Consider the following 21,680-nt stretch of genomic DNA (forward strand, 5'->3'; position numbering starts at 1 on the left):
TAATTTTTTGGTTTTAGATACTAGCTTTAACTGGGAGGGAAAATTAGTGTTTGATATTGGAACAGAAATTGAGCAATTTGCAAATATAAAAGTTGTAGGTGTAGGTGGAGGCGGTAATAATGCCGTTAATAGAATGATTGAAGAAGGTTTAGATGGAGTAGAATTTATAGCAGTTAATACTGATGCTCAAGCTTTAATGGCCTCTAATGCTGGTGTTACAATTAGAATTGGAGAAAAGATTACTAGGGGTTTGGGAGCTGGTTCAGATCCTAATATTGGTTATGAAGCAGCAGAAGAGAACAAAGAAGAAATTGCTCAAGCTATTGATGGAGCTGATATGGTATTTATAACAGCTGGTATGGGTGGTGGAACTGGTACCGGAGCAGCACCTGTAGTAGCAGAAGCTGCTAAAGAAATGGGTGCTCTAACTGTTGGTGTTGTTACAAAACCTTTAACAGTTGAAGGAAAAAAGAGAATGAAAAATGCTATTTCTGGTATTGATGAATTAAAGGCAAAAGTAGATACTTTAATAGTTATCCCTAATGATCGTTTATTAGAAGTAGCAGAAAGACAAACCAGTCTGATGGATGCTTTTAAAATTGCTGATAATGTTTTAAGACAAGGAGTACAGGGAATTTCAGATTTAATAACTATTACTGGTATTATTAATCTTGATTTTGCTGATGTAAAAACTATTATGACAGATGCTGGTTCAGCTTTAATGGGTATCGGAAAAGCTGATGGAGAAGATAGAGCTACTGAAGCTGCTAAATTAGCTATAGCTTCACCTTTATTAGAAGCATCTATTGATGGAGCTAGAGGTGTTTTATTAAATATCACAGGTGGTATGGATTTAGGAATTCATGAAGCTAATGAAGCTGCTAGAGTAATTCAAGAAGTTGCTGACCCAGATGCTAATATTATTTTAGGAGCTGTAATTAATGAAGAATTGGAAAGTGAAGTTAAAGTTACAGTGATTGCTACTGGTTTTGATTCAAATTCTCCCCAACAAGATCTAGAAAGAGAAGAAGACGAGATTCCAGAAGAAGATTTTGAAATGGAGAGTTTTTCTGGAGATGACCTTGATATACCAGCTTTTTTGAGAAATAAAAAAGAAAAATAGGCTTAAATCCTGATGCTTTAACATCGGGATTTAAATTGTAAAGCTATTTTGTGGGTGATAAGAATGACTGAAAAAAAAACTATAAATTTTAAGCCATTTGTATTAATCTTTATTGTAATAATTACTTTGATTATAGCAATTCAAATTTTTGGGGCAGCTAGATTTGAAACTATTTTAGCAGCTCAAGCAGAAGTAGTAGATGGCTTTTGGGCTGAAGCTTTAATAGTTAGAGATGAAAAAGTGATAACCTCTCCAATTTCTGGTAGAGTAAAACTGATGGTAGGAGAGGGAGATAGGTTAGCAACAGGAAAAAAGTTGGCTGAAATTAAATCTGCTAATAATAATCAAAAAATATTTAATCAAAAAGCAGGTTTAGTTAGTTTTGCAGTTGATGGTTTAGAAACTAAAGTTAATTTAGATAATTTAAATAAATTAAATTTACAGCAATTTGAAAAATTAAATGGTCATTATAAACATTTGCTTTCTGGTGACAAAATTGCTGAGGGTGATCCATTATATAGAATAGTTAATAATTTTAAGCTTTTTATTATAGTAAAAGTTCCAAAAACTCAGTTAGAAAGATTTAGAATTAATGAGCTGATTTTTTTAGAACAAAAAAATTCAGAAGAACTTTTTGAAGCAAGAATAGTGGATATTCGGCAAAGTTTAGAACATAGTTTTTTTCAGATTGAAATTGAACAATTTGTGCCTGAATGGATTAATAGAAGAAAAATAAAATTAAATATTATTAAAAATATTTATCGAGGTATAAAAATACCTAAAAAAGCAGTTTTTAATCAACCTTCTGGTCGAGGGGTACTTAAAGTTACTGGTTATAATAAATATGAGTTTAAAAAAATTAAAATTTTAAATGGTAATGATCATTCAGTTATTGTGGATGGTTTAGAAGTTGGAGAAGAAATAATTACAAATCCAGAAGATTTTAATTATGGTAGGGAGGTCTAATTTATGGAAAAAGAAGATTTGATTTCTAATTTTAAAAAAGTACAAGCAAAGATAAAAAAGGCAGCAGCTTTAGCAAATAGAGATCCGCAAGAAATTAAGCTATTAGCAGTTAGTAAAAATCATTATGCAGAAGCTGTTGAAATTTTAAATGAGGCTGGAGTTTCTTACTTTGGTGAAAATCGTGTCCAAGAACTAGAAGAAAAAAATGAAAAGTTAATAGAAAAAGGTATTGATATTGACTGGCATTTTATTGGTCATTTACAAAGAAATAAAGTTAAATATTTAATGAGAATGGAAAATTGCCAAATGATTCAATCTATAGATAGTTTACGTTTAGCTAAAGAAGTTAATAAAAGGGCTAAAAAAAATGAGAGAATTATTCCCGTGCTTGTTGAAGTTAATATGGCCAAAGATGAAAATAAATTTGGAATTATGCCAGAAGAAGTAAAAGATTTTCTTAAACAAATTAAAGAATTTGAAAACTTAAAAATAGAAGGACTAATGACTATTTTACCATATTTAGATGATTCTCAAAAATTACGTTCTTATTTTAAGCAAATGAAAAAGATTTATGATGATGTTTGTGAAAATTTGATGCCTTTAAATGAGCTTTCAATGGGAATGACAAATGACTATCAAATTGCAATTGAAGAAGGGGCAACAATTGTCAGAGTAGGTAGAGCAATTTTTGGTGAAAGAGAATATTAGCTAATGGAGGAATTATATGTTCATATTAATAAAATTGGCTGATGCTATTTTTGAAATTATAAATTTATTAATTATAGCAAGAGTTCTTCTTTCTTGGTTTAGACCAAATCCTGGAGATAGAAGAATAACTAAAATAATAAAATTCATTTATGATGTAACAGAACCTATTTTAGGTCCAATTAGAGATTTATTACCCAGAGGTGGTATTTTAGGGATTGATATTTCACCTTTGATAGCAATTTTTGCTTTACAAATAATTCATAATTTTGTTAGAGGAGTTTTGATTAGTCTTATATTTTAAAGGTGGTAAATTATGTTTGATCAAACTAAATTATTAAATCATTTAAATAGGGAAGAAGATAGAATTTTAGCTTCACATATTTTAGATAAGTGTGCTCAGGTTTTAAAATATCATAAAACTCAAGCAAGTGATTTTTTAAATCCTTATCAAATGAAAATTGCTATTCCCTTAGTGGAACAATTAGCAGATATTAATTTTAAAAAAGAGGGTGGTTATCAAGCGGCTGAACGTAAAAGACTGGTTGTTTTTCCTGAATATTTATTTCCAGATTTGGTAGAAAAACAAATAAAAATTTATCAGCTTGCTGGTAATTTTGCTTTTCAAAAATTAAGTCATAGAGATTTTTTAGGTGCTTTAATGGGACTTGGATTAAAAAGAAAGTTAATTGGCGATCTTTTAGTTCACACTGATTTTGCCCAAATAATTGTAGCAGCTGAAATAGAAGATATTATTGAATTGAAATTAGAAAAAGTACACCAAGTTCCCATTAAGATTAAAGAAATTGATGAATCTCAGTTAGTTAGTCCAACTAGATATGAAAAAGAAATATTAACAACAGTAGCCTCAATGAGATTAGATGCAGTTGCTAGCTCTGGTTTTGGTGATTCTCGGACAAAAATGGCAAGAGATATAGAAAGTGAAAAAGTTAAGCTAAATTGGAAAGTGGAAACAGATCCAGCAGCAGAAGTAGAAATTGGAGATCTGATTTCTGTCAGAGGAAGAGGTCGAGTTAAAGTAGAAACAAATCGTGGTCTTTCGAATAAAGGCAGAGTTAAGTTAACTTTAAAGAGGTTAACTTAGTTTAAGGGAGTGATAGAGTGAAATTAAACCCACTTGATATTTATAATAAAGAATTTAAAAATGCAACTTTTGGTTATAACAAAGATCAAGTTGATAATTTTTTAGATGATGTGGGAGTTGCTTATGAAAGGTTATTGAAAGATTTAAATAAATTACAATCAGAAAATGAAACATTAAAAGAAAAAATGGAAAGACAACAAGATTTAGAAGCTAAATTACAGAACACTTTAGATTCAATGCAGGAAACAATTACTAAAAGAATTGAACAAGCAGATCAAGAAGCCAGAATGATAGTTAAAGAGGCGAGGATGAAAGCTGAGAATATTAAAGAAGAAGCTCAAGCAGAAGTTGTCGATGAGAAAAGAAAAGTTGAGCAGCTGCGTGAACAAAAGAAATTCTTTAAAATTAGATTTAAAACACTACTAGAAAGTCATTTGGGAATGTTAGATGATGAAGATGAGAATTCCTATGCAGCTGAATTGTCTGATTCTAGTTTATTAAATAAAAATAAAACAAAAGATAATTCTAGTCAAAAAGTAAATTAATCTAATTTAGAATAATATTTTAAAGACTTGACTTATTTTTATTAATAGTTTATAATTGAAAAAAATATTATATTATAAAATGACTGAGATAGGACTAGTACTGATTTTTATTAGTTAAAAGCGAGCTGGAATGGTGAGAGCCAGTAACTAAGAAATTAGGAAGATCAACCTGGAGTTGGTTTGCGAATAGTTTAGCATTCCCGTATTTCTGCGTTAAAGATTGCTAAGATAAAATTGCTTTTTATTAAAGTAGTTTTAATTAGGGTGGTACCGCGGTCTCTCGTCCCTTACAGGACAGGGGCCTTTTTTATTTCAAATATATTTTACAGGAGGTAATTAGAAGAATGAGTTATAAAGAGACAATTAATTTGCCGAATACAGATTTTCCAATGCGAGCAAATTTAAGTGAAAGAGAAGTTGATTTTCAAAAATTATGGCAAGAAAAAGAAATATATGAAAAAGCAGTAGAAAATAGAGAAGGAAATAAACCTTTTATTTTACATGATGGTCCTCCATATGCAAATGGAGATATTCATATTGGACATGCTTTAAATAAAATTTTAAAAGATTTTGTGACTAGATTTGCTACCTTAAATGGATATTATTCTCCTTATATTCCTGGTTGGGATACTCATGGTTTACCAATTGAATATCAGGTAACAAGTGAAATGAGTGATCAAGAAAGAGCAGATATTTCGATCGCTGAGCTAAGAGAAAAATGTACAAATTATGCTTTGAAATATGTAGATCGTCAAAAAGAACAATTTAAAAGGCTTGGAGTTTGGGGTGAATGGGATAATCCATATTTAACCTTAAATAAGGAATATGAAGTAAAACAGATTGAAGTATTTGGTGAAATGGCTAAAAAAGATTTATTTTATCGAGGTAAAAAACCTGTACACTGGTGTCCTCATTGTGAAACAGCTTTAGCTGAGGCAGAAGTTGAACATGGTGAAGATAGAGCGCCATCTATTTATGTAAAATTCCCCTTAATCGATGAATTTGAAGTTGGTGGAGTTGAGTTAAGTAGTGAAGATAGTTATATTGTGATTTGGACAACTACACCCTGGACTATTCCATCTAATATGGCAATTACTTTTCACCCAGAATTTCCTTATGTAGTAGTAGAAGCTGAGGGTGATAAACTTGTAATGGCCAAAGATTTAGTGGAAACAGTAATGGCTAATTCTGAAATTGAAGATTATGAAATAATAAGTGAAGAATTTAGTGCTAAAAAACTGGAAAATAAAAAAGCTAAACATCCAATTATAGATCGTGAATCACTTCTGATTTTAGGAGAGCATGTAACCTTAGATCAGGGTTCAGGTTGTGTGCACACAGCTCCAGGTCATGGACATGATGATTATATAGTTGGTCAAGAATATGGACTTGAGATTTATGCACCTATGGATAATAAGGGTTATTTTACAGAAGAAGCTGGTGATTTTGCTGGAAAATATTATGATGAAGCAAATATTATGGTTACAGATAAATTAAAAGAAAAAGATTTATTAATGAATCTTAATTTTATTGATCACCAATATCCACACTGCTGGCGCTGTAAAGGAAATTTAATTTTTAGAGCAACTGATCAATGGTTTGCTTCAATTGATGCAATTAAAGAAGAAACTCTAGCAGCAATTGCTGATGTAGACTGGTATCCTGCATGGGGTGAAGGCAGAATGACTGACATGATTGCAGATCGTTCAGATTGGTGTATATCTCGTCAGAAAAAATGGGGAGTTCCAATTCCAATTTTCTTCTGTGATGATTGTGGAGAAGCTATTATTAATGATGATACTTTAGATTCTATTAAAGCAATTTTTGCTGAAAAAGGATCTGTAGCTTGGTATGAACTTTCGGAAAAAGAATTATTGCCAGAAGGTTATACTTGTCCTCATTGTAATTCTGATAGTTTTACTAAAGAAGAAGATATTATGGATGTTTGGTTTGATTCAGGTTCCAGTCATAAAGCTGTTTTAGAAGCCAGAGATAATTTGAGCTGGCCAGCTCAGGTTTATCTAGAAGGTACAGATCAATACCGTGGTTGGTTTAATTCATCTTTATTAACAGCTGTCGCAACTGAAGGAGTAGCTCCTTATAGAGAAGTTATTACAAATGGATTTACAGTTGATAAAAAAGGAAATAAGATGTCTAAATCTAAAGGGAATGTTGTATCTCCACATAAAGTAATTGATCAGTATGGGGCTGATATTTTAAGACTTTGGGTTGCATCTTCTGACTTCAAAAATGATATTAGAGTTTCAGATAATATTTTAAAACAAAGTTCTGAAGCTTATAGAAGAATAAGAAATACCTATCGTTTTATTTTAGGCAATATTAGTGATTTTGATAGTGATCAAAATTATGTAGAATATGAAGATCGCCGAGAATTAGATCGCTGGATTATGATTCGCCTGCAGGATTTAATTAAAAAGATAACTTCTGCCTATGAAAGTTACGAATATCACCGTGTTTATCACGATGTTCATAATTTCTGTACTGTAGAAATGAGTTCACTCTATATGGATATCACTAAAGATCGTCTGTATACTGATGGAACTGACTCTTTAAGTAGACGTTCTGCCCAAAGTACCTTATATGATATTCTGATGGCGCTTATGGTGACACTTGCCCCAATAGTTCCTCATACATCAGAAGAAGTATGGCAGTTCTTACCAGAAAAAATGAAAGCTGAAGAAAGTGTCTTTTTAACTGATTGGCCAGAAGTTAAGAAAAATTACTATGATCAAGAATTAATTGCTAAGTGGGATAAGCTGTTGGCAATTAGAAAAGATGTATCTAAAGCTTTAGAATTAGCAAGAGCAGACAAGAAGATTGGTAATTCACTGGAAGCGATGGTAGAACTTAAGGGTTCTTCTGAAAGTCAAGAACAGTTATTAAAGTCAGAAATTGAACAATTAGCTGATCTGTTTATAGTTTCTCAGGCTGAACTTAATGATAATCTGACTGCAGATAATACTCATCAGGGTGAAGAAAGTTCTGTTTTAGTTAAAGTGAGTGAGGCTAAAGGTGAAAAATGTGATCGCTGCTGGAAGTATGATCAAACAGTAGGCGAGATTGAAGAGCACGAAGATATCTGTCATCGTTGTGCAGATGTAATTGAAAAAGAACAATAAAAAATAGAGAATAAAAATAAAAGGACAACCATTAAATTTATGGTTGTCCTTTTTTTAAAAATTTATTTAATCTTCAATAAAAAATTCAATATTAGCCCACTCCATTTTCATAAATCTTCTAATAACAATTAAGGCTACAATCATAAATGAAATTATTTCTGCTATCCAAACTCCAGCTACCCCATAATTTGAAATAATGATTAAATAATAAGATAAAGGAATAAAAATAAACCAGAGCCTAATAATTGTAATATACATGGCACCTTTTGTATCTCCAGCACCTCTTAAAGCTCCAATCATAATTACTACAAAGGCTAAAAAAGCTTGATTTAAAGCAACTATCTTTAAAATAGGTAGTGAATAATTAATTACTTCAAGATCATTGCTAAATATTTGAAGGATTTGTAGTGGGAAAAAGAAATAAATTAAGGCAAGAGAACTTCCTAAAATAGATCCTATAATAGCGGCTGTTAAACCACTTTTGAGTGATTCATCTGGCTTGTTTTCACCTAAATGTTTACCAACAATTGTAGTTGCAGCAATTGCAATTCCAATTGCTGGCATAAAAGAAAGTGATTCTATATTTAATAAAATTCTAAAAGAAGCAGCTGCAGTTGTATCTAGTTTAGAAATAAAAATACTATTAGCAAAAAATGCAAGCTGCATAAATAATTGTTCAATTCCAGCTGCATAACTTAAATTAATTAAAGGTTTAAAAATTTTATGAGTTATTTTCATTAATTTTAATTTTAGTTTTAAAATTCCTCTTCCACTAGAAAATAAAATTAGATATAAAGCAGCTGCTATAAAACGGGCAAAGGCAGTTGAAATTGCAGCTCCTGCAATTCCTAGTTCTGGAAAAAAACTAAAGCCAGTAATCAAAACATAATTTCCAATAATATTTAATATATTTGCAATTCCTGTAATATACATTGGAGTTTTAGTATCACCTGCTCCCCTTAAGGAAGCTGCAGAGGCAAAAGAAATAAACATGAAAACTTGGCCAATGGCAATATATTTTAAATATCTAACTCCAAAGTTTTTAACAACTGGAGTAATATCGTAAACATTTAAAATTTGATCAGCAAAAAAGAAAGTAAATAAAGTTATAATAATTCCTAAGATAAAGTTTAAAGTTAAATTTTGATTCATTATTTTATTCATTCTTTGAGAATTTCCTTCACCATAACTTCTAGAAACCATAGCAGTTGCTCCAGCATTAAAAGCTGAAAAAACAAAAATCAAAGTAAAAATTATTTGATTAGCAAAACCTACACCAGCTAAAGCTTCTTTACCTATAAACCTGCTAATCATAATTGTATCAGCCATTCCAACTAGGGTATTAAGTGACATTTCCATAATTGCAGGAAAAGCAAGAGTTAAAATCAATTTACTTCTTTTGAGACTATTTTTAGTTAATTTTAATTTCATAATTATTCATCCTTTATTTTGACTTAAATCTAAAAAAATATTCAATTTCTATCTTAGCATATAATTTAGTAATATAAAAGAGTAATTTTTAATTGTTTAAATTATTTTTGTATGTTAAAATTATAATTGGAGTTGGAATCATGTCTATAATAATCTTAAGTTTAATAATTTGTCTTGACCAATTAACTAAATTTATCTTTAGAATTAACTTTTTAGAGGGAGAAAAATATACTTTAATTGATCAATTTTTAACTTTAACTTTTTTGAAAAATAGGGGAGCTGCTTTTGGGATTTTAAGCGGTCAGCGAAACTTATTTATCTTATTGACTATTTTATTTTTTGTTTTTATAATTTATATGTATAAGTTTGAATTACCAGCTAAAAAATCAGTTGAATTTGGTACTGCTTTTTTATTAGCTGGAGGAATTTCTAATTTAATTGATCGTCTATTTTTGCACTATGTAACAGATTTCATTGCTTTCAATTTATTTGGTTTTTATAATTTACCAGTTATTAATTTTGCTGATATATTTATTTTCTTTGGAGTTTTAATTTTAATTTACCAATTATTATTTTCAGTAGATAGAGGTGTTTAAATGAAAGAATATAGTTTAACAGTAAAAAAGAAAGATCAAGGTCAAAGAATAGATAAATATTTAGCTAAATATTTTAAAGATTTATCTCGTTCTTTTATTCAAAAATTAATAAAAGAAAAAGAGATTAAAGTAAATAATAGAGTAATTGATAAAAGTTATAAAATTATTAATAATGATTTTATAGAATTAAAGCTTAAAGAACAAGAAAGTAAAGTAAAAGCTGTGGCAATGAAATTAGATATAGTTTATGAAGATCAAGATATTATAGTAATTAATAAAGATGCAGATCGAGTTGTACATCCAGCCCCAGGTCATTATAATGATACTATAGTTAATGGGCTTTTAGCTTGTGTAGACAATTTATCAGCTATTAATGGTATTAAGAGACCAGGAATTGTACACCGATTAGATAAAGATACTTCAGGGCTTTTAATTGTAGCTAAAAATGATAAAAGTCATAAAAGTTTAGCTAAACAATTTAAAGCAAGAACTGTTGATAAATATTATTTTGCTTTAATTGAGGGTAATTTAGCCTATAAAAAAGGAAAAATAGAGGCTCCGATAGGTAGAGACCCTAACCACAGAAAAAAAATGGCAGTTAGAAAAAGACATAGTAAAAATGCAATTAGCCGTTTTAAAATTATTGAAGAATTTAATCATTATACCTTAGTAGAAGTAAAAATTGAAACAGGTAGAACTCATCAGATAAGAGTTCATTTTTCTTATTTAGGCCATCCGATTGTAGGCGATCAAAAATATGGTTCTAAAAATAATTTAAATGTTAAAAGACAACTCTTACATGCTAAAAAGTTATTTATTAAGCATCCTATTTCTCAGCAAAAAATGAAGTTTGAAGCTGAATTAAAAGATGATTTTCAAAAAGTTTTAACAAAATTACGTCAAAAAAAATAGTTTTACTGCAGGAAAAGTAAGTTTTTACTAGAAAATAATTTTAGGAGGAGATAATTTTGTATAATTCAATTAAACTTAGCGAAAGCGTTGACTGGGTTGGAGTAAATGATAAAGAAACAGATTTATTTGAATCATTATGGCCTTTACCTGAAGGTATAGCCTATAATTCTTATATTATTAATGATGAAAAAGTAGCTTTAATAGATACAGTTAAGATTAATTATACTGATAGTTATTTAGAAAAAGTTAAAGATGTTATTGGAGATAAAAAGGTTGATTACTTAATTATTAACCATATGGAACCTGATCATTCAGGCTCTATTAAATCAATTAGAGAAGCATATCCTGATGTTAAAATTGTAGGTAATGCAAAAACTATGAACTTTCTTGAAGGTTTTTATGGAATTACTGATGGGACTAAAGTTATTAAAGATGGAGATGAGTTGGATTTAGGCTCTAGAAGCTTAAAATTTTATTTAACTCCAATGGTTCATTGGCCTGAAACTATGATGACTTTTGATCAAAAAGATAAAATTTTATTTTCTGGTGATGCTTTTGGTGGTTTTGGTTCTCTTAATGGATATTTATTTGATGATGAAGTAAATGTTGACCATTTTGAAGAAGAAATCAGAAGATATTTTTCTAATATTATTGGTAAATATGGACCAGTTGTTCATAAAACTATTAGTCGTTTAGTAGAAGAAATTGAAACAATTGAGATGATTGCAGCTACTCATGGTTTAGTTTGGAGAAAAGATCCTGCTCATATTATTGAAGAATATGATAGATGGAGTCAACAAAAGACGGAAGAGGGTGTTGTTGTAGTTTATGGTTCGATGTATGGAAATACTAAAATAATGGCTGAAGCTGTGGCTCGCTCTTTATCTGAAAATGGAATTGAAGATATTAAATTATTTGATGTTTCTAGAAAAGATATTTCTTTTATAATTAATGATATTTGGAAATATAAAGGAATTGTTTTAGGAAGTTGTACTTATAATAATGAGATATTCCCTCCTATGGAATATCTATTAAAAAGTTTAGAAAGTAGAAATTTGAGAGATAGAGTTCTTGGAATTTTTGGTTCCTATAGTTGGAGTGGAGGTTCTTTAGCACGTTTGCAAAGCTTTAAAGAAAAAGTTCATTGTGATTTAGTAGAACCTAGTATAGAATCCCAATTTGCACCTAGGGGAGATATTTTGGAAAAGTGTTATTTATTAGGCAAAAATGTTGCTCAAACTGTAAAAGAAAAATGTTAAGTTTTTAACTTAGTAAATAAATTATTGTAATCTACCCTGTTTATGTTTAAAAGGGTAGATTATTTTTTTAAATAATATTCAAAAAATTAAAGGAATTTAAATAACTATTGTAGAAGTAATAAAATACAGAAAATTTAAATTAGTTTTTTTGAGAATTATTCTAATTTGAATTAGATATTTTCAATTAATAAAGATAACTAACTAAAATGGAAGGTTGGTGGAAAAATTGAGTAAAATTACTAGTAAAGATATTAGAAACTTTTGCTTTATATCACATGGAGGTGCGGGTAAATCAACACTAACTGAAATGCTGCTTTATAATGCAGGTGTTATTGATACACCGGGTAGTGTTGATCAAAAAAATACTCAATCTGATTTTAGAGCTGTTGAAAAAGAGCATAAACATTCTGTTAATAATAGTTATTTTAATTTTGAATGGCATAATAAATTATTTCATTTTATTGATACTCCAGGTTATGCTGATTTTAGAAGTGAAGTGATTAGTGCTTTAAGAATGGTGGAAAGTGCAGTTCTTTTAGTTGATGCCACAGCTGGAATTGAAGTTAATACAGGTTATGTTTGGAAATTAGCAAAGCAAAATGATTTGGCAAAAGCTGTATTTATTAATAAAATTGATAAAGAAGAGGCAGATTTTGATAAAACAATAGAAGAGCTTCGTTCTACATATGATGATAGTTTTGCTATTGTAACAATTCCTTATTATAAAGAAGGTCAATTTGAAGGTATAATTGATTTATTAGATGAAAAATTATATAAAAATATAGAAGGGGAATGTAAGGCTTTTCCTATACCTGAATCAGAAAAAGATAGAGTTGAAGACTATGAGTTAAAATTGACTGAAGAGATTGTAGAATTAAAAGAAGATTTAATGATTAAATATTTAGATGGTGAAAAAATAACCATTAAAGAATTAACAAAGGCCTTTGAAGAAGAAGTTGCTGCTGAAGAATTAGTACCTGTTTTTGCTGGATCAGCTTTAGCAAATTGTGGAGTTGCTAAATTTTTAGATGATTTGACTAAAATATTTCCTTCAGCTGCAGAAGTTCATTCTAATCATTTAGTTAAAACCGGGGAAGTATTAAAACCTAATCCAAAGAGTAAATTTAGTGCTCAAGTTTGTAAAACAATGGTTGATCCTTATATAGGGAAATTATCAATTTTTAGAGTTTTTTCTGGTAAATTAACAAGAGATGATTTAATTGAAATCCCTAATATTGATGAAAAAATTAAAGTTACTAAGCTTTATAAACTTAATGGTGATCAACAAACAACTGTAGATGATCTAACTGCTGGTGAAATTGGAGCAGTAGCTAAATTAGAAGAATTGGAAACATCTTTTACTATTAGAAATCCAGAAACAGATATTTATTATCATGAATTAGAATTTCCAGAGCCAATGTATGCCAGAGCTGCTTATCCAACTGAAGGAATTGATGAAGAAAAAATGGCTGCTACTTTACACCGTTATAGTGATTCTGATCCTACTTTTAAAGTTGATTATAATAAAGTAACTAAAGAATTGATTTTAGCAGGAATGGGAACTATTCATTTTAAAATGGTTAAAGAAGAGTGTCAGCAAAAGTATGATGTTGATTTTATTTGTCAAGAACCCAAAGTTGCTTATAGAGAGACTATTCGGAGAAAAGTTGATGTTGAAGAAAAATATAAAAAACAATCTGGTGGTAGAGGGCAGTATGGTCATGTAATAATGTCAATTGAGCCCTTAGCTAGAGGGAAAGAATTTGAATTTGAAGAGGAAATTTTTGGAGGAGCTATTCCTAATCAATATATTCCCGCAGTTGAAAAAGGAATTATTGATGCTAAAAAAGAAGGTAGTTTAGCTGGTTATCCTGTTGTTGATTTTAAAGTTGTACTTTATGATGGTTCTTATCATGATGTAGATTCTTCTGAGATGGCTTTTAAAATTGCAGCTTCTAAGGCTTTTCGCAAAGCTTTAACAAAAGCTAAGCCTATTTTATTAGAACCAATTATGTCTGTAAAAGTAACAGTTCCCCAAGAGTTTTTAGGAGATATAATGGGAGACTTTAATTCTAGAAGAGGTAGAATAGAGGGAATGGTACCTGATTCTGGTTTGCAAATTATTAAAGCTAAAGTACCAGAATCTGAAATGTTTAATTATGCAGTTGAATTAAAAGCTTTAACTGGTGGTTATGGTTCCTTTACTATGGAATTTTCTAATTATGATAAAGTGCCAAAAGATATTAGTGAAAAAATCATTGCAGAAAATGAATAAAAAAATAATTAATTTTAGAAATTAGGTCAGCTATAAAAGCTGGCCTTTTTTTAATTTATAATATATAATAATTTTGGAGGCAGATATATGGAATTAATTTTACTTATCTTAACATCATTTTTATTTGTATTGCCAGTCTATTTTCCTGCTTTATTTTTCCTTACTTATTTTGCATTTATTCCTCTAATCTATTTAGTTAGAAGTTATGATTATAGCCACTCTTTTATTATCGCTTTATTAATAGGATTTTTAAATTCCGTTTTTTCTTTTTATTGGTTATATAAACCAGTACAAAAATTATTTGAAATGCCTTTTTCTTTTACTTTATTTATTTTATTTTTATACTTTTTAGTTTCAGCATTACCACTTGCAGTTTGGGTAATTATTAATAAATTTTTACAGCCAGAAAAAACTTATAGTCCTTTTATTGCAGCTTTGAGTTGGGTTAGTTTAGAATATTTAAGGTTTGAATTTTTTAACTTTAATCCTTTTAATTATATTGCTTATAGTCAAAGTTCATTTAATTTAATTAGTCAATATGCTAGTTATGGTGGTATTTTTTTAGTATCTTTTATTGTAGTTTTAGTAGCTTCTTATTTTGTTAAGATTTATTTTGAACCTAGTTGGAAGAAAACAATTCCTCTTTTTATTATTTTTATAGTTTTAATTTTAATTCCTTTTTTTAGAGGCCATGACTTTGAGCAAGAAGCAAATTCTAAACAAATTGATTTAGCAGTGATTAATCCACAATCTGCTGGAAATAGATTTGAAAAGATTGAAAGTGAAATTAAATTAATAGTTCAACTTATTCAAAGTTCAGAAAGCAAATATATATTTTTTCCAGAAAAAAGTTTAAGCTTTGATCTGATAAGAAATAATTATTATAGAGATCAATTGAAAACGGAATTAAATCAAGTAAATAATTCAGATTTTTACTTACAATTAGGTAGTAGAGCAGTGGAGAATAATAGCTACAATTCTCCAATATTTAATTCCTTATTTTTGCTTACAGATAAATTAGAAATTATACAGCGAACTAATAAGCAAAGTAATATTTTAACAGAATTAAAACTGCCTAAACAAAAAGCTATTATAAATTATTTAAGCAACTTGCTTTCATTTGATTTTAATAAAAACTTATTTAATTCAGAGCAATCAATACATAAAATTGAAATAGATAATTTAGTTTATTTTAATTTGTTTTCAGATCAAATTTTTAGTCCTTTAACTGGAAAAGTTGCAAAGCAACTATCAGAATTTAATTTAATAGTAAATTCTGCTTCAGAATCAGAGTTAGACTCAATTGCTTATAATAATTTAGCTTTAGCTGCAGCTTCCTATAGAGCAGCAGAGGTTGAAAAACCTTTACTTAGAGTTGTCAATGGTGGCTATAGTGCTTATATTAATCCTCAAGGTAAAATATTAAAACAAAAAAGATTAATTGATGAAAAAGAAACTATCAATGTCTTTTTAAATAAAGGTCAAAGTTATTATCAAAAAAACCCAAAAAAAATTATTAAGATTCAAATGCTTGTACTCTTAATGATTACTATAGTTAAAATTATTTTAATAAGCAAAAAGAAAATTAGCAGCAGTTAAACTGCTGCTAATTTCTTTAATAATTCTTTTTTTGCTGGATCAATATAGATGGTTTGATATTCATTATAATAAACTAAACCTGGTTTTGCTCCTTTTGGTTTATTAATATTTTCAACCAAAGTATAGTCTATAGGTACATTAGTAGATTCTCTAGCTTGACTAAAATAAGCTGCAATGGCAGCAGCTTCTGTTAAGGTTTGTTCTGGAACTTCTACTTCAGTATCTCTTTTAATTATTACATGTGAGCCAGCTATTACTTTAGTATGAAGCCAAATATCACCATTATTAGCAATTTTTTTACTTAAACGATCATTTTGTTTATTATTTCTCCCAACTAAAATTTGGTAACCATTACTAGAAATAAATTTCCTTGGTGGTAGTTTTTTATTTCTTTTATTTCTTTTATTGTTTTTTTGTTTTTTAATATAATTTTCCTCTTTTAATTCTTCTTTTATTTCTTCTAGATCATCTAAACTTTCAGCTTGTTCAATATTCATACTAACTTGTTTTAAATATTTTTCTTCATGTCTTAATTTAGCAATTTCTCTTTTTAAATGTTTAACACTTTTCTTTAATTTATTATATTTTTTAAAATACTTTTGAGCATTTTCAGCCGGTGATTTAGCAGGATCAAGTTTAATTTCGATTTTTGAATTTTTTTCATTATAATAATCTTGAACTACTGTTTTTTGATCACCACGATTTATCTGATAAATATTAGCGGTGATTAATTCTCCTTTTTTCTTATACTTTGCTGCATCTTTACTTTCTATTAATTGCTTTTTTAATTTTTTTTGCTTTTTAATATTTTTATTCAAAAAATTATTTACAACTTTATTTAATTCTCTAATAGATTTTTTTAACTTTTTATCTTTTAAAAAGTTTTTAAAATAATAATCCATCATTTGATCTAGATTTTTAAATTTTTTAATTTTTTCTGGATTTCTGTGTTCTAGTTTAAAAGCTGAAATATAATCTATTTCTTCCTTTGTTATTGATAATACTGGATTATAAATTCCATTTTTAAACTGCTCAAAAAGTTTAAGCATTGATTCAGCTATTTTATTTTTTTCTAAATCAGATAAACTATTATAGTTTTCAGCGGGATCAACTTGAGCTCTATAAACTATTTCTCGAGCTGAATAGGGGCCAATACCTCTAAAATTATACATTACTGCTCTAAAAGCAGCTTGACTAAAGTCATCAGCTATAATTTGTCTAAATTCATTTTTAGTTTTTAATTGAAGTGGATTTAATTTACCTTGTTTTGGTGGTTTTTGATATTTTATACCAGGATATAATTGTCTTTCTGCATTTTGTTTCTCAGTAATTCTTTTCATTGCATCAAGTACTATTTCATTTTCATCTACTAAAATAACATTACTATATTTCCCCATTAATTCAGCTATTAAGCTGAATTTTTTTCCTCTTTTTTCAATATTTATTTTAAGCATTCTTTCAAAATCAGGTTGTTTTATTGATTTGATATAAGAATTTTTCAAATATTTTCTCAGCATCATACAAAAGTCAGGTGGGTAAGAAGGAAATTCAAAATCCAATTCGGTTAAATTAATTCTTGCAGCTTGAGCATCAGTAGAAATTAGTAATTCTAAATTTTGGCTATTATTTCTTAAACGCACAATTAAATACTTCTTATCTATTTGATAAGCCTTTTCGATGCGTCCACCTATTATTTTTTTCTTTAAATTATTTTTTAAGGCAGCTAACATAATTCCATCAAAGGCCATATTTATCACTCCATTCTTTAATTTATTAGTTTAAGTATAAAAGAAACTTAGCTTTGAGTCAATTAATTAAAAATTGTTTTATTTTAAAAATCTTTATTTTAGGCTTTAAATGACTTAAGTTTTTTCTAATTGATAGACCCTTGTCAAAAGTTAAAGCCTGTGGTATCATTAATAAAGATAAGGAGCAAGTTTTTTAAATAAATAAGATTTTAGGAGGTATATTAATGGAAGTTAACTTAATTAATATCGGTTTTGGTAATATTATTGCAGCAAATAGGGTGATTGCAGTAGTGAGTCCAGAATCAGCACCTATAAAAAGAATTATTCAGGAAGCACGTGAAAGAGGAATGTTAATTGATGCTACATATGGTCGTCGCACTAGAGCAGTTATAATTACAGATAGTGATCATGTTGTTTTATCTGCAATTCAACCAGAAACTGTCTCACACCGATTAGAAGATGAAAAATAATGTGGGGGTATAAGTAAATGAAAAAGGGCTTATTATTTGTATTGTCTGGTCCATCAGGTGTGGGAAAAAACACGGTACTTGATGCACTATTTGAAAATTTTGATGCTGTGTCTTATTCTATTTCTGCAACAACTAGAGCAAGAAGAAAAGGAGAAATTGAGGGAGAAGATTATTTTTTTATTTCTGAGGGGAAATTTAAGGAAATAGAAGCTGAAGATGGTTTTATAGAGAGCGCTTTAGTTCATGGCCATTATTATGGGACTCCTAAGAAATTTGTAGATCAAAAATTAGAAACAGGAGAAGATATAATTTTAGAGATTGATACACAAGGAGCCAAACAAGTTCGGGAAAAGTATCCAGAAGCAGTCTATATTTTTCTAGTTCCTCCTTCTTTAGAAGAATTAGAAAATAGGCTTGATAAAAGAGGATCAGAAAATTCTAAGAGCAAAAATATTCGACTTGCAAATGCACGTCAAGAATTAAAAGAGGTACATAAATATGATTATGAAGTTATTAATGACAGTTTAGAAGATGCAGTTAGAGAGATTAAAAAAATTATTATAAAAGAACAAAAAAGGAGAGATTCTTAATGATTACTGAACCCTCTGCAGAACAGCTAATAGGTAAAGCTGATAGTTTATATACAGTTATTATTTTAGGCTCAAAAAGAGCAAGACATCTTAATCAAAATGGACCTGAATTATTAGAAAAATATAGAAGCAAAAAATTAGTCTCTAAAAGTTTAGAAGAAATCGAAAAAGATAAATTGACTTATGAAAAAAGAAGTAGTTATTAAAGTTTAAGAATCATTTAGCTAAAACTAAAAAAATACTACATTGAATAAAGGAGTAAAAAAAATGTCTGCAAATATTATTTTAGGTGTTACAGGTGGAATAGCTGCTTATAAAAGTTTAGATGTTGCAAGTAGATTAACTAAAGCAGGTCATAATGTTTATACAATCATGACAGAATCAGCTGCTGAATTTGTTAATCCAATAACTTTTCATTCGATAACTCATTTACCAGTTGAAAAAAAATTATTTAGTACCACTACAACTGATGTCAAACATATTGGTTTAGCTGATAAAGCAGATTTGGTTTTAATAGCTCCAGCTACTGCAAATTTTATTGCTAAAGCTGCTGCTGGAATTGCTGATGATCTATTAACAACTGTTATTCTTGCTACTCAAGCACCAATACTGGTAGCACCATCTATGAATGTTCATATGTTTGAAAATGAGATTGTTCAAAAAAATATGAAAACTGTAGAAGATTTTGGATATAAAATAATTACTCCTGCTTCTGGTTATTTAGCCTGTGGTTATGAAGGTAAAGGCAGGCTACCAGAAGCTGAAAAATTAGTAGAAACAATAAAAAAAGAATTAACTAGCAAAGATTTAGAAAATAAGAAAGTTTTAATTTCTGCTGGACCAACTCGTGAAGCTATAGATCCTGTTAGATTTTTAACTAATCATTCTACTGGTAAGATGGGTTATGCTTTAGCTAAAGCTGCAGCTTATAGGGGAGCAGAAGTTAAATTGGTTTCTGGCCCCACTAATTTAGAGGTGCCTTTAGGAGTCGAGTTAATAAATGTTGAAACAGCTGCAGAAATGAAAGATTCTTTATTAGCAGAGTTTGATCAATCAGATTTTACAATTATGGCAGCAGCAGTTTCTGATTATAGACCCCAGGTTTATACAAAACAAAAAATAAAGAAAAAACCAGGGGATTTAAGTTTGGATTTAGAAAGAACAACAGATATTTTATCTGAACTAGGAAAAAGAAAAAAAGAATTTCAAACTTTAGTTGGTTTTGCAGCAGAAACTGAAAATTTAATAGAAAATGCAAAGAAAAAATTAGTGAAAAAAAATGCTGATTTTATTATTGCTAATGATATTTCTAAACCTAATATCGCTTTTGGTAGTGATCAAAATCAGATTAGTATTTTAAGTAAATCTCAAGTTGAAGAATTAGCTTTATCTACTAAAGCTGATTTAGCAGATAAGATTTTTGATTATCTTTTAAAAAAATTAATCAATAAAAATTAAATTTTATTGACTTGAGTCAATAAATGAATTATAATTATAATATCTTTAAAATTTAGCTAATAAAAAGTGGGAGGTGTTTTTTAACTTAAAAAAATTGAAAATTTAATAATCTTTAGCCAAAAAACGAGGAGGAAGAAGTATAGTATGAAAAAATTAACTTTAGTAGTATTTAGTATTTTAGTAGGGATAATGGTTGTTTTTTCGGTAGGAGTAGTCGCTCAAGAAAAAGGCGGAACTTTAGTTTTTGGTCGTGGTGGAGATACAGTAGGCTTAGATCCAATACAGGTAACTGATGGAGAGTCTTTTAAAGTAACTCAACAGCTTTATGATACACTTGTTGATTATACACCAGGTACAACAGAAGTAGAACCAGCTTTGGCAACAGATTGGGAAGTTTCTGAAGATGGTTTAACTTGGACTTTTGAGCTAAGAGAAGATGTAAATTTTCATGATGGCAATCATTTTAACGCAGAAGCGGTCAAGTGGAACTTTGATCGTTGGCGCTTAGAAGATCACCCATACCATATTGGGGGAGAATTCACTTATTATAGTTATATGTTCCAGGGTTTTCCTGGAATTATTCAGGAAGTTAAGGTAGTAGATGAGTATACTGTAGAATTTGTTCTTTCTGAAAAACAAGCACCATTTTTAAATAATTTAGCAATGGTTCCTTTTGGAATTGCTAGTCCTGAAGCAGTCAAGAAATATGGAGAAGACTACTTTAAAAATCCTGTAGGAACAGGTGCTTATACTTTAGAAGAATGGCGTCAAGGTGACCGAGTTATTCTAAAGGCAAATGAAAATTATTGGCGTGAAAGAGCTTATCTTGATAAGATAGTTTTCCGATCTATCCCTGATAATTCAGCCCGATTTATGGAACTCCAGGCTGGAACAATCGATATGATGGATGGAGTTAGCCCTGAAGATGTGGAAGCTGTAGAAGCTTCTGATGAGTTTAAACTTTCTTTACGTCCAAGTATGAATATTGGTTATTTTGCTATGAATTTTAAATTTGAACCTTTTGATGATGTAAGAGTTAGAAGAGCTTTTAATCATGCAATTGATAAACAAGCTATCATTGATGCATTTTATGCAGGCCTAGCTGAGCCAGCAAAAAATCCAATGCCAACTTCTATCTGGGGTTATAATGATCAAATAGAGCCTTATGAATATAATCCAGAAAAAGCAAAAGAATTATTAGCAGAAGCTGGTTATGAAGATGGTTTTGAATTTGATCTTTGGTATTTGCCAGTACCAAGACCTTATATTCCTCAAGGTAAATTTATTGGTCAGGCTATTCAAAGTTATTTAAGTGAAATTGGAGTAACTGCTAATTTAGTAACTTATGATTGGAGTACTTATCTTGATAAGACAGAACATCAAGAAGCTCCAACTTATATGTTAGGCTGGACTGGAGATAATGGTGATCCTGATAACTTCTTATATGTATTGCTAGATAAAACAAATAGTAATAATGCATATCAAAGTGATGAATTACATGAAGTCTTAGTAGAAGCTCAAAAGACTATGGATCATGATAAAAGAGTCGAACTTTATAAAGAAGCCCAGGCAATTATTCACCAAGACGCGCCTTGGGTACCTCTAGTCCATTCAACTCCACCAATTGCTCTTAAGTCTAATGTTGAAAACTATATTCCAAATCCAACCGGAACAGAAAAATTACACAGGGTTTGGAAAAAATAAAATTAAATATAAATTAATCATTAAACTAATCTGCGGCCTTTTGGCCGCAGATTA

The 21,680-nt window shown here is 29.2% G+C and carries 19 protein-coding genes and 1 other annotated feature; of the genes, 17 read left to right on the forward strand and 2 right to left on the reverse strand.

Annotated features, from left to right (window positions below; genetic code table 11):
• Positions 1–46 precede the first annotated feature (46 nt).
• From ftsZ to ileS, 7 genes are all read left to right on the forward strand, one after another.
• Entirely contained in the window at positions 47–1,123 is a 1,077-nt protein-coding gene (gene ftsZ, locus HPRAE_RS03710) for a cell division protein FtsZ (protein WP_014552910.1), read from the forward strand.
• Positions 1,124–1,186: 63 nt separating this feature from the next.
• Positions 1,187–2,089: a biotin/lipoyl attachment domain-containing protein gene (locus HPRAE_RS03715; protein ID WP_014552911.1), complete on the forward strand. Its 903-nt coding sequence runs from the start codon at positions 1,187–1,189 to the stop codon at positions 2,087–2,089.
• Positions 2,090–2,092: 3 nt separating this feature from the next.
• Positions 2,093–2,797, forward strand: coding sequence for a YggS family pyridoxal phosphate-dependent enzyme (locus tag HPRAE_RS03720; protein ID WP_014552912.1), 705 nt, complete (start codon positions 2,093–2,095; stop codon positions 2,795–2,797).
• 16 nt (positions 2,798–2,813) lie between these two features.
• Positions 2,814–3,098 (forward strand): YggT family protein, encoded by a 285-nt coding sequence (locus tag HPRAE_RS03725; RefSeq protein ID WP_014552913.1) that lies wholly within the window; start codon positions 2,814–2,816, stop codon positions 3,096–3,098.
• Between the two features lie 12 nt (positions 3,099–3,110).
• Positions 3,111–3,899: a YlmH family RNA-binding protein gene (locus tag HPRAE_RS03730; protein WP_014552914.1), complete on the forward strand. Its 789-nt coding sequence runs from the start codon at positions 3,111–3,113 to the stop codon at positions 3,897–3,899.
• Between the two features lie 17 nt (positions 3,900–3,916).
• Positions 3,917–4,444: a DivIVA domain-containing protein gene (locus HPRAE_RS03735; protein ID WP_014552915.1), complete on the forward strand. Its 528-nt coding sequence runs from the start codon at positions 3,917–3,919 to the stop codon at positions 4,442–4,444.
• 76 nt (positions 4,445–4,520) lie between these two features.
• Positions 4,521–4,735, forward strand: a binding site (T-box leader).
• 53 nt (positions 4,736–4,788) lie between these two features.
• Positions 4,789–7,584, forward strand: a complete 2,796-nt coding sequence (ileS, locus tag HPRAE_RS03740) for an isoleucine--tRNA ligase (RefSeq protein ID WP_014552916.1) — start codon at positions 4,789–4,791, stop codon at positions 7,582–7,584.
• 66 nt (positions 7,585–7,650) lie between these two features.
• Here ileS and HPRAE_RS03745 read toward each other — a convergent pair whose 3' ends face one another.
• Positions 7,651–9,015 (reverse strand): MATE family efflux transporter, encoded by a 1,365-nt coding sequence (locus tag HPRAE_RS03745; RefSeq protein WP_014552917.1) that lies wholly within the window; start codon positions 9,013–9,015, stop codon positions 7,651–7,653.
• Between the two features lie 140 nt (positions 9,016–9,155).
• On the opposite strand from HPRAE_RS03745, the gene lspA reads away from it, so the two are divergent.
• The 5 genes from lspA (at position 9,156) to HPRAE_RS03770 (ending at position 15,656) form a co-directional block, all read left to right on the forward strand.
• Complete coding sequence (gene lspA, locus HPRAE_RS03750; RefSeq protein WP_014552918.1) at positions 9,156–9,611, forward strand: signal peptidase II; 456 nt, start codon at positions 9,156–9,158, stop codon at positions 9,609–9,611.
• Complete coding sequence (locus HPRAE_RS03755) at positions 9,612–10,523, forward strand: RluA family pseudouridine synthase (protein WP_014552919.1); 912 nt, start codon at positions 9,612–9,614, stop codon at positions 10,521–10,523.
• Positions 10,524–10,579: 56 nt separating this feature from the next.
• Positions 10,580–11,782, forward strand: coding sequence for an FprA family A-type flavoprotein (locus HPRAE_RS03760; protein WP_014552920.1), 1,203 nt, complete (start codon positions 10,580–10,582; stop codon positions 11,780–11,782).
• 217 nt (positions 11,783–11,999) lie between these two features.
• Complete coding sequence (gene fusA, locus HPRAE_RS03765) at positions 12,000–14,057, forward strand: elongation factor G (protein WP_425357540.1); 2,058 nt, start codon at positions 12,000–12,002, stop codon at positions 14,055–14,057.
• Between the two features lie 87 nt (positions 14,058–14,144).
• Positions 14,145–15,656 carry a hypothetical protein gene (locus HPRAE_RS03770; protein WP_014552922.1) on the forward strand — a complete coding sequence of 504 codons (1,512 nt, stop codon included), beginning with the start codon at positions 14,145–14,147 and terminating at the stop codon, positions 15,654–15,656.
• Here the strand turns inward: HPRAE_RS03770 and HPRAE_RS03775 are convergent.
• Positions 15,653–17,404 (reverse strand): Rqc2 family fibronectin-binding protein, encoded by a 1,752-nt coding sequence (locus HPRAE_RS03775; protein ID WP_014552923.1) that lies wholly within the window; start codon positions 17,402–17,404, stop codon positions 15,653–15,655. The genes HPRAE_RS03770 and HPRAE_RS03775 overlap by 4 nt on opposite strands.
• A gap of 224 nt (positions 17,405–17,628) precedes the next feature.
• On the opposite strand from HPRAE_RS03775, the gene remA reads away from it, so the two are divergent.
• From remA to HPRAE_RS03800, 5 genes are all read left to right on the forward strand, one after another.
• Entirely contained in the window at positions 17,629–17,874 is a 246-nt protein-coding gene (gene remA, locus HPRAE_RS03780) for an extracellular matrix/biofilm regulator RemA (protein ID WP_014552924.1), read from the forward strand.
• Between the two features lie 17 nt (positions 17,875–17,891).
• Entirely contained in the window at positions 17,892–18,464 is a 573-nt protein-coding gene (gmk, locus tag HPRAE_RS03785; protein ID WP_014552925.1) for a guanylate kinase, read from the forward strand.
• Complete coding sequence (rpoZ, locus tag HPRAE_RS03790) at positions 18,464–18,670, forward strand: DNA-directed RNA polymerase subunit omega (RefSeq protein ID WP_014552926.1); 207 nt, start codon at positions 18,464–18,466, stop codon at positions 18,668–18,670. The genes gmk and rpoZ overlap by 1 nt, the downstream gene beginning before the upstream one ends.
• Before the next feature lie 61 nt (positions 18,671–18,731).
• Entirely contained in the window at positions 18,732–19,922 is a 1,191-nt protein-coding gene (gene coaBC / locus HPRAE_RS03795) for a bifunctional phosphopantothenoylcysteine decarboxylase/phosphopantothenate--cysteine ligase CoaBC (RefSeq protein ID WP_014552927.1), read from the forward strand.
• A gap of 108 nt (positions 19,923–20,030) precedes the next feature.
• Positions 20,031–21,626, forward strand: coding sequence for an ABC transporter substrate-binding protein (locus HPRAE_RS03800; protein ID WP_280985079.1), 1,596 nt, complete (start codon positions 20,031–20,033; stop codon positions 21,624–21,626).
• Positions 21,627–21,680 lie beyond the last annotated feature (54 nt).

Origin of the sequence: Halanaerobium praevalens DSM 2228 (assembly GCF_000165465.1) — a bacterium.
GTDB lineage: Bacteria > Bacillota > Halanaerobiia > Halanaerobiales > Halanaerobiaceae > Halanaerobium > Halanaerobium praevalens.

What these genes read in the sequence shown, in the direction of transcription:
- HPRAE_RS03715 (WP_014552911.1), top strand. Translation starts at nt 1,187, where the DNA reads ATGACTGAAAAAAAAACTATAAATTTTAAGCCATTTGTATTAATCTTT.
- HPRAE_RS03720 (WP_014552912.1), top strand. Translation starts at nt 2,093, where the DNA reads ATGGAAAAAGAAGATTTGATTTCTAATTTTAAAAAAGTACAAGCAAAG.
- HPRAE_RS03725 (WP_014552913.1), top strand. Translation starts at nt 2,814, where the DNA reads ATGTTCATATTAATAAAATTGGCTGATGCTATTTTTGAAATTATAAAT.
- HPRAE_RS03730 (WP_014552914.1), top strand. Translation starts at nt 3,111, where the DNA reads ATGTTTGATCAAACTAAATTATTAAATCATTTAAATAGGGAAGAAGAT.
- ileS (WP_014552916.1), top strand. Translation starts at nt 4,789, where the DNA reads ATGAGTTATAAAGAGACAATTAATTTGCCGAATACAGATTTTCCAATG.
- HPRAE_RS03745 (WP_014552917.1), bottom strand. Translation starts at nt 9,015, where the DNA reads ATGAAATTAAAATTAACTAAAAATAGTCTCAAAAGAAGTAAATTGATT.
- lspA (WP_014552918.1), top strand. Translation starts at nt 9,156, where the DNA reads ATGTCTATAATAATCTTAAGTTTAATAATTTGTCTTGACCAATTAACT.
- HPRAE_RS03755 (WP_014552919.1), top strand. Translation starts at nt 9,612, where the DNA reads ATGAAAGAATATAGTTTAACAGTAAAAAAGAAAGATCAAGGTCAAAGA.
- HPRAE_RS03770 (WP_014552922.1), top strand. Translation starts at nt 14,145, where the DNA reads ATGGAATTAATTTTACTTATCTTAACATCATTTTTATTTGTATTGCCA.
- HPRAE_RS03775 (WP_014552923.1), bottom strand. Translation starts at nt 17,404, where the DNA reads ATGGCCTTTGATGGAATTATGTTAGCTGCCTTAAAAAATAATTTAAAG.
- remA (WP_014552924.1), top strand. Translation starts at nt 17,629, where the DNA reads ATGGAAGTTAACTTAATTAATATCGGTTTTGGTAATATTATTGCAGCA.
- gmk (WP_014552925.1), top strand. Translation starts at nt 17,892, where the DNA reads ATGAAAAAGGGCTTATTATTTGTATTGTCTGGTCCATCAGGTGTGGGA.
- rpoZ (WP_014552926.1), top strand. Translation starts at nt 18,464, where the DNA reads ATGATTACTGAACCCTCTGCAGAACAGCTAATAGGTAAAGCTGATAGT.
- coaBC (WP_014552927.1), top strand. Translation starts at nt 18,732, where the DNA reads ATGTCTGCAAATATTATTTTAGGTGTTACAGGTGGAATAGCTGCTTAT.